The sequence below is a fragment of the Mannheimia sp. E30BD genome, assembly GCF_041807785.1.
GTDB lineage: Bacteria > Pseudomonadota > Gammaproteobacteria > Enterobacterales > Pasteurellaceae > Mannheimia.
This window is the reverse complement of the sequence record NZ_JBGTYX010000025.1, coordinates 20,605-27,861: the sequence shown is the minus strand read 5'-3', so window position 1 is coordinate 27,861 and position 7,257 is coordinate 20,605. Positions and strand designations below refer to the sequence as shown.

Below are 7,257 nucleotides of genomic sequence, written 5' to 3'. Positions count from 1 at the left end.
GCGGTTACGCCTGCTACAAACAGCTCTATGAGTTTATGTTGTTTGTACTGACTTAGACGACTTTTTCTCATAAGGTTATCTTAACCTAAATGGAAGTTTTAGTCGTTATCTAGGACAGCCCCTAAAATAAATATATTTCTTCTCCTTGTATCCAAGACATAGCACAAGGATTTCCATTTTGAAGATAAACATAAAGCTTTGAACTAACAAAATTTCCATTTGATGTCGGCATATTTTCATAATTTAATGTTAAGTCAATTTGGAACTCTAATCCAGAAATCATTTGCTTATTATTTTTTTGTTGATAAAAAATCGGATTAAAATGTCCAGACTTAGATGCCTCTAATATACAATCTAAAATAAATTTCCTATGATTGGGCGATGCTTTTTCAAGTTTATAATTACACATACTTTGTGTTCTCCTAATAGTATCATTTCAAGGTATAGTTCTTTTGCCAGCGGTCAAAATCCCCAAAAACTTTGCAAAAATTAACCGCACTTTCGGGCGGGTTAAAACCCGCCCCTACGGTGATTATAAAACCCCTTTCGAGCTCGGCAACTCATTCCCTTCAATACGAATGCACTGTCTGAGCGTTCTGCCGAAGACTTTGAACAGGCTTTCGATTTTGTGGTGATCGTTGGAGCCGCAAGCTTTGATGTGCAGGGTGGCGAGCATCGTGAAGGCGATGGATTGGAAGAAGTGTTCGGTGAGCTCGGTGCTGAAATCGCCCACTTTGTCACGTTTGAAATCGGCTTTGAACTTGATGAATGGTCTGCCCGATAAGTCCATTGCACATTCCGCACGGCTTTCGTCCATCGGTAACACGAAGCCGAAACGGGCGATGCCGCGTTTGTCGCCAATCGCTTGTTTTAATGCGGTGCCGAGAGCGAGAGCGGTGTCTTCCACCGTGTGGTGTTCGTCAATCCACAAGTCGCCTTTGGTAGTGATGTTCATTCTAAAACCGCCGTGGGTGGCGATTTGGTCGAGCATATGGTCGAAAAAGCCCACGCCGGTGCTGATTTCGTTATTGCCCGTTTCGTCCAGCCACACTTGCACTTTGATGTCGGTCTCTTTGGTTTTACGGATAACTTCGGCAAAGCGCTTTGGTCGCTCGCCAATGTTGGTCACGGCTTCGCCCAGCAGTTTTTCGGCAATCAAATCCCAATTCAGCTTTTCAGGGTGATATTGCAACGCCCGAATGCCAAGGTTTTCCGCCAGTTGCACATCGGTGGCACGATCGCCAATCACAAAGCTGTTGGCTGGGTCGAACAGTTGGCGATCTATGTATTTTTGCAGCAGTTTGGTGTGCGGTTTGCGACAATCGCAGCCATCTTCCGGCTTATGCGGACAAATCAGCACATCATCAAACTCAATCCCTTGCGAGTTGAACAACGCCATCATCGCATTATGAGGTTTGTCGAAATCTGCCTGTGGGAACGAACTCGTGCCTAAGCCGTCTTGGTTCGAGACCATCACAAAACGGTATTTACCCTTGAGTTTGAGCAGGGCAGGAATCACGTTTTTCTCAAATTTGAGTTTTTCGAGGCTATCGATTTGAAAATCTGTTTTTGGCTCGTCAATTAACGTACCGTCACGGTCGATAAAAAGGATTGGTTGCATATTTTACTCCTGTAAGTACCTAGCACGAGCCGTGCTAGGCTGAATAATCCGAGCTGCTTTGCAGCTCTTTTATATCTCATCATCAGCCGCAAAGCGGCTGGGTTTATTGAACCTAGGACAGCTCGTCCTAGGTATTACAATTTACTAATTGCTTCAATCACTCTTTGATTTTCTTCTTTCGTCCCAATCGTTATCCGAATGCAATTTTGCAATCCTAACGCTTTGTGTTGGTCACGCAAAATAATGCCTTGCTCCCAAAGTGCTTTGAAGACTTTTTGTCCATCTTGGCATTTAAATAGCAGATAGTTGGCTTCGCTGTCAAAAACCTTTTCGACAAGCGGTAGATTTTCGAGATTTTTTTGCAAATCGGCTCGTAAGGTAATCACTTCTGCTACTCGTTCTTGCATTTGTTGAATGCCTTGTGGCGAGAGGGCTTGTGTGGCGATATCGGAGACTGGCACAGGCAGCGGATAAGGGGCTATCACTTTTTGTAGCACACCAATCAGCTCCGCATTAGCTAGAGTAAAACCACAACGCAAGCCAGCTAGGGCAAAGGCTTTGGAAAGAGTGCGGATAATCGCAAGGTGCGGATAGTTCGACAATTCATTAGCGAATGTTGCTTCTGGACAAAATTCGATATAGGCTTCGTCCACTACCACAATGACTTTATCTTTTGTGATTTGCAAAAGTTCGAGTAAATCTGATCGCTTGATAAGGTTACCCGTTGGATTATTTGGGCTACAGACAAAAACGACCTTCACACCCTCTAAATTGTTTTTGATTTCAGCTAAATCTAGCTGAAAATCAGCAGTTAGCGGCACAGTTTTTGTTTTGATACCGCAAGTATCCGTACTTACTGCATACATTCCATAGGTCGGCGGACAATATAAAATAGCATCATTCGGCTCACAAAAAGCTCGGATAATCAGCTCAATGCTCTCATCGCCACCACGAGAAACCAGCACATTTTTAGGGGAAACACCTGCGTAATGGGCGTATCCCTCAATCACCGCTTGTGGCTGAGGCTCTGGGTAGCGGTTAAAGGTGCCTTCAGTTAAATCAAAGTCTGGCGAAGTAGCATATTCGTTCGCATTCAGCCATACATCGCCCGAACCGCCTAATCTACGTGCTGATTGGTACGGCGTGAGAGATTGAATATTTTTTCTGGAGAGTTGTGAAATGCTCATAGTTTTTCCTGTCATTATGCTTTTAATAAAATAAAGTGTTCGATAAGTTTAATCATTAATTCTTTTTGTTCGGGTAAACTTTCTGCTACCAATAATGCTAAGGCAACTAAGGTATTATCATTGATTAATTACTCTACTAGCTTGGCAAGTAAATGCTGATTAAGCCTTAAATACCAGAGGAATAGAAAAGATCCTGTGCGTTTATTACCATCAGTAAGTGGATGATTTTTTATCACAAAATAGAGCAGAAATCTGTGTTTTTCCATCTTGTGCCTGATAAATTTCAATCGGATTTGTCATTATTACTACCTAAATTTAACCATAAAAAAATCTCCCGAAAGTTGCCTTCCGAGAGATCTTTATTGATTGCTACACTTGCTCGGAAGAGTTATCTTCCGCACACACCAAATGCCCGAAAGATATCAGGTTAAAGTGTGGTGGTGATGTAAAGTGTAGTTTAAATTCATTGCATTACTCCAAAACAGTATGAACAGAATTTACGTCAAGCCGGCAGAAATAGCAAGCACTTTTTTAAGCAAATATCGGCTTTTTTATAACCGTTTGTTCCGCCTATTATGTTCTTGCGGAATACACCTTAAATTTGGTGGATTTTGCCAGCACGTCGTGTTTGCCGAAGGCTTTGTCAAGCAAATCAGGGTAAGGCAAGAAAGCATTCGCCACAATACGCAATTCGCCGCCTTTCGTTAAATGATTTTTAGCTTGGGAAATCAACTCTTCAACGGCTCGATAGGCGGTATCGACCCCGTCGTGGAATGGTGGGTTGGAAACAATTAAATCAAACCGTTCATTAATGTGAGAGAACACATCACTTGCTACCACTTCCCCCTCTAACTGATTTTCCGCTAAAGTGCGTCTGCCGGATTCCAACGCCATTGCGTGAATATCGCTCATCGTCAGTTTGATTTTCGGAAATTGTTGTTTGAGCGTTGCCCCAATCACGCCAGCACCGCAACCTAAATCCAGTACTTTGCCTTTCAAGCGATCTTCTTTATTGAAAGTCGAAAGCAATAATTTCGTGCCGTTATCTAACTCAGCCGAACTAAACACCGCAGGTAAAGTGAACACATCTAATGTTTGCAAGCGGTAAGATTTCCAGAATTTTTTGCAATCAAACTCAGGCACAGTCTGCAGCTCAAAATGGTATAAACCGCAACGGCGAGCAGAGTCAATTTTGGCGATATTACCAAAAGGCTCGAGCAGTTTTTCCACCGAACGCACACCTGCTCGGTTTTCGCCGATAATCAACATTTCCTGCCCAACTTGGCATTGTGAAAGCCATTGTAAAAGTTGGAATTGGCACTCTTGCTTATTCTTCGTCCAATAAAAAACAGCTAATTCAGCAGGTAAATTGCACGTTAAGCCAAATTCCACATTTTGATGATGGCGAGCGTAGTCAAAATAGCTACTAAATACGGCTATACTTTTCGTGTGAGATTGCAACTGTTGGGCGAAATTATCTCGCACATCGCCAAATAGCAATACTGATTTTTGTTCAAACAACGCCAAATGACGTTCAAGCACTTCGCTTTCTAAAGAGAGCATTTTCTTACCTTATCTAAAAAATTTAGCGTGAATATACCGAATTTAAGTGCAGAAATCTTGAATTTTTTGAAAAAAGTTTCTGAACAAGCGGAGTTTTGGTACTATTTGCAAAATTTGATGGGGTTTTAGATGAATCGTCGTGATTTACTGTTAAATGAAATGGGCATTTCGCAATGGGTTTTAACCAAGCCACAGGTGCTAAAAGGCAATGCACAAATTCGTTTAGATAAAAAAATTAAATTAGTGGTGGTGTGTGAGGAGGATCATCAAACATCTAAACTGTTTGCCGACCTCTTGCTTGCGTTAAACTTGCAAAAAAGCGAGTACCAATGGTTTGATGCAGAGCAATCACAACGCTTGGTATTTGAACATTCTCCCCTCGTTTGGTTGATTCAAACGGAAGAACAAGCGGTTAAAATTGCAAAAAATTTTGCAAATCAGACCGCTTGGAAAAATAGTTCTTGGCAAGATCTCACAACTTCACACCATAAACGCCAACTTTGGCAACAAATGGAAACCTATTTCGCACAGATGGAGAATTAGAACGTGATTGAGCCAATAGCAGAACAAGATTTCGAGCGATTATTCGAGATTGAGCAAAACGCCCATTTAGTGCCGTGGAGCAAAGGCACGTTGCTGAATAATCAAGGCGAGAAATATCTCAATTTAAAGTTGGTTGAGAACAATCAAATTGTCGCCTTTGCCATCAGCCAAATTGTGTTAGATGAAGCCACATTATTCAACATCGCAGTTGATCCCGCATTTCAAGGAAAAGGCTTCGGCAAGCGGTTACTTTCTGAATTAATTTTGCAACTGCAACAAAAAAACGTTGCGACCCTTTGGCTAGAGGTTCGAGAATCCAACCAAACCGCCCAAAAATTATATAACTCACTTGGGTTTAACGAGGTAACAATCCGAAAAAATTATTACCCAACCCCTGAAGGCGGAAAGGAAAATGCGGTGATTATGGCGTTGTATCTATAATCAAATGCCGACAAAAAAGAGCGACCTAATAGTCGCTCTTTCCATTTCAACTACTGTGTGCTGGTACTTGTTGTCGTACGGCTTGCACGTTTACGATCGTTTTCAGTTAGTAGGCGTTTACGAATACGGATCGATTGTGGTGTTACTTCCACTAATTCATCGTCATCGATAAACTCTAATGCCTGCTCTAATGAGAAACGCACTGGGGTAGTTAATACAATCGCATCATCTTTACCTGATGCACGCATATTGGTTAATTTTTTACCCTGTAAGCAGTTTACGGTTAAGTCGTTTGAACGGCTGTGAATACCGATGATTTGACCTTCGTACACTTCAACACCGTGGTCGATCATTAATTTACCACGCTCTTGTAAGCCGAATAATGCGTATGCTAATGCTTTACCTGTAGCGTTAGAAATTAACACACCGTTTTTACGCTGACCGATTTCACCCGGTTTTACATCATCATAGTGGCTGAAGGTTGAATAAAGTAAACCCGTACCTGAAGTCATTGTCATAAATTCGTTACGGAAGCCGATTAAGCCACGGCTTGGAATCACATATTCTAAACGAGTACGACCTTTGCCATCTGGGATCATATCACGCACTTCACCTTTACGGATACCTAACGCTTCCATTACCGAACCTTGGTGTTGTTCTTCAATGTCGATAGTTACTTGCTCAAATGGCTCTTGTTTTTTGCCATCTTCTTCTTTGTAGATTACTTTCGGGCGAGAAACCGCTAACTCGTAACCTTCACGACGCATATTTTCGATTAATACCGATAAGTGTAATTCACCACGACCAGATACACGGAATTCATCTGGGTTGGGTGTTTCTTCCACACGAAGTGCTACGTTGTGGACTAATTCTTTGTTTAAACGCTCAAGAATTTGGCGAGAAGTTACAAATTTACCTTCTTGACCACAGAATGGCGAGGTGTTTACACAGAAGAACATCGTTACTGTTGGCTCATCAACGGTTAAAGCAGGTAATGCTTCAACGGCGTTGATATCACAAATGGTATCTGAAATGTTTAACTCACCTAAACCTGTGATAGCTACGATATCGCCCGCAAAGGCTTCTGTGGCTTCAAAACGTTGTAAACCTAAATGTCCTAATACTTGACCGATACGACCTTGACGGGTTTTGCCATCGCTGCCAACCACAGTTACCGCTTGGTTAGGTTTCACTGAACCACGTTTGATACGACCGATACCGATAACGCCCACATAGTTGTTGTAATCTAATTGCGAAATCTGCATTTGGAACGGAGCATCTAATTCCACTTGTGGTGGTTGAACGTGTTCAACAATCGCTTCGTAAAGCGGGGTCATATCAGGGCTCAAATCTTCGTGATCTAAACCTGCTACACCATTTAATGCTGAAGCGTAGATAATTGGGAAGTCTAACTGCTCATCTGTTGCCCCTAAGTTTACGAAGAGATCGAAAACTTGATCCACCACCCAATCAGGTCTTGCACCCGGGCGATCCACTTTATTGATTACCACGATTGGTTTTAAACCGTGAGCAAACGCTTTTTGCGTTACGAAACGGGTTTGTGGCATCGGGCCGTCAAAGGCATCAACCACTAAAAGTACAGAATCCACCATTGAAAGAACACGTTCTACTTCGCCGCCGAAGTCTGCGTGCCCCGGTGTATCTACGATATTGATGTGATAGCCGTTCCAGTTAATTGCGGTATTTTTTGCAAGAATGGTAATACCACGCTCTTTTTCAAGATCGTTAGAGTCCATTACACGCTCATCAACGTCACCACGAGTTTCGCCAAAAGTACCTGATTGCTGTAAAAGTTTATCAACCAGCGTGGTTTTACCGTGGTCAACGTGAGCAATAATTGCAATGTTACGCAATTTATTAATATCTACATTTTGCATTGGA

At 42.2% G+C, this 7,257-nt stretch carries 7 protein-coding genes, 2 pseudogenes and 1 other annotated feature; of the genes and pseudogenes, 2 read left to right on the top strand and 7 right to left on the bottom strand.

What is annotated here, in order from left to right; genetic code table 11:
* The 6 genes and pseudogenes from ACERCG_RS10800 to rsmC form a co-directional block, all read right to left on the bottom strand.
* Window positions 1-71 (bottom strand): annotated as a pseudogene (locus ACERCG_RS10800) (IS1595 family transposase); the annotation flags it as partial.
* 50 nt (window positions 72-121) lie between these two features.
* Entirely contained in the window at window positions 122-409 is a 288-nt protein-coding gene (locus ACERCG_RS10795) for a hypothetical protein (protein WP_373612078.1), read from the bottom strand.
* Window positions 410-532: 123 nt separating this feature from the next.
* Entirely contained in the window at window positions 533-1,621 is a 1,089-nt protein-coding gene (gene hisB, locus ACERCG_RS10790; protein ID WP_373612077.1) for a bifunctional histidinol-phosphatase/imidazoleglycerol-phosphate dehydratase HisB, read from the bottom strand.
* Between the two features lie 134 nt (window positions 1,622-1,755).
* Entirely contained in the window at window positions 1,756-2,808 is a 1,053-nt protein-coding gene (hisC, locus tag ACERCG_RS10785; RefSeq protein ID WP_373612076.1) for a histidinol-phosphate transaminase, read from the bottom strand.
* A 14-nt stretch (window positions 2,809-2,822) separates the two neighbouring features.
* Window positions 2,823-3,056 (bottom strand): annotated as a pseudogene (locus tag ACERCG_RS10780) (Fic family protein); the annotation flags it as partial.
* A 74-nt stretch (window positions 3,057-3,130) separates the two neighbouring features.
* Window positions 3,131-3,252, bottom strand: a sequence feature (His leader region).
* 129 nt (window positions 3,253-3,381) lie between these two features.
* On the bottom strand, window positions 3,382-4,371 hold the full coding sequence (gene rsmC, locus ACERCG_RS10775; RefSeq protein WP_373612075.1) for a 16S rRNA (guanine(1207)-N(2))-methyltransferase RsmC: 990 nt from the start codon (window positions 4,369-4,371) through the stop codon (window positions 3,382-3,384).
* 129 nt (window positions 4,372-4,500) lie between these two features.
* Between rsmC and ACERCG_RS10770 the strand changes: the two genes are divergently transcribed.
* Window positions 4,501-4,914, top strand: a complete 414-nt coding sequence (locus ACERCG_RS10770) for a DNA polymerase III subunit psi (RefSeq protein ID WP_373612073.1) — start codon at window positions 4,501-4,503, stop codon at window positions 4,912-4,914.
* Window positions 4,915-4,917: 3 nt separating this feature from the next.
* Window positions 4,918-5,355, top strand: coding sequence for a ribosomal protein S18-alanine N-acetyltransferase (rimI, locus tag ACERCG_RS10765; RefSeq protein ID WP_373612072.1), 438 nt, complete (start codon window positions 4,918-4,920; stop codon window positions 5,353-5,355).
* Window positions 5,356-5,405: 50 nt separating this feature from the next.
* Here rimI and typA read toward each other — a convergent pair whose 3' ends face one another.
* Window positions 5,406-7,253, bottom strand: coding sequence for a translational GTPase TypA (gene typA, locus ACERCG_RS10760; protein WP_373612071.1), 1,848 nt, complete (start codon window positions 7,251-7,253; stop codon window positions 5,406-5,408).
* Window positions 7,254-7,257 lie beyond the last annotated feature (4 nt).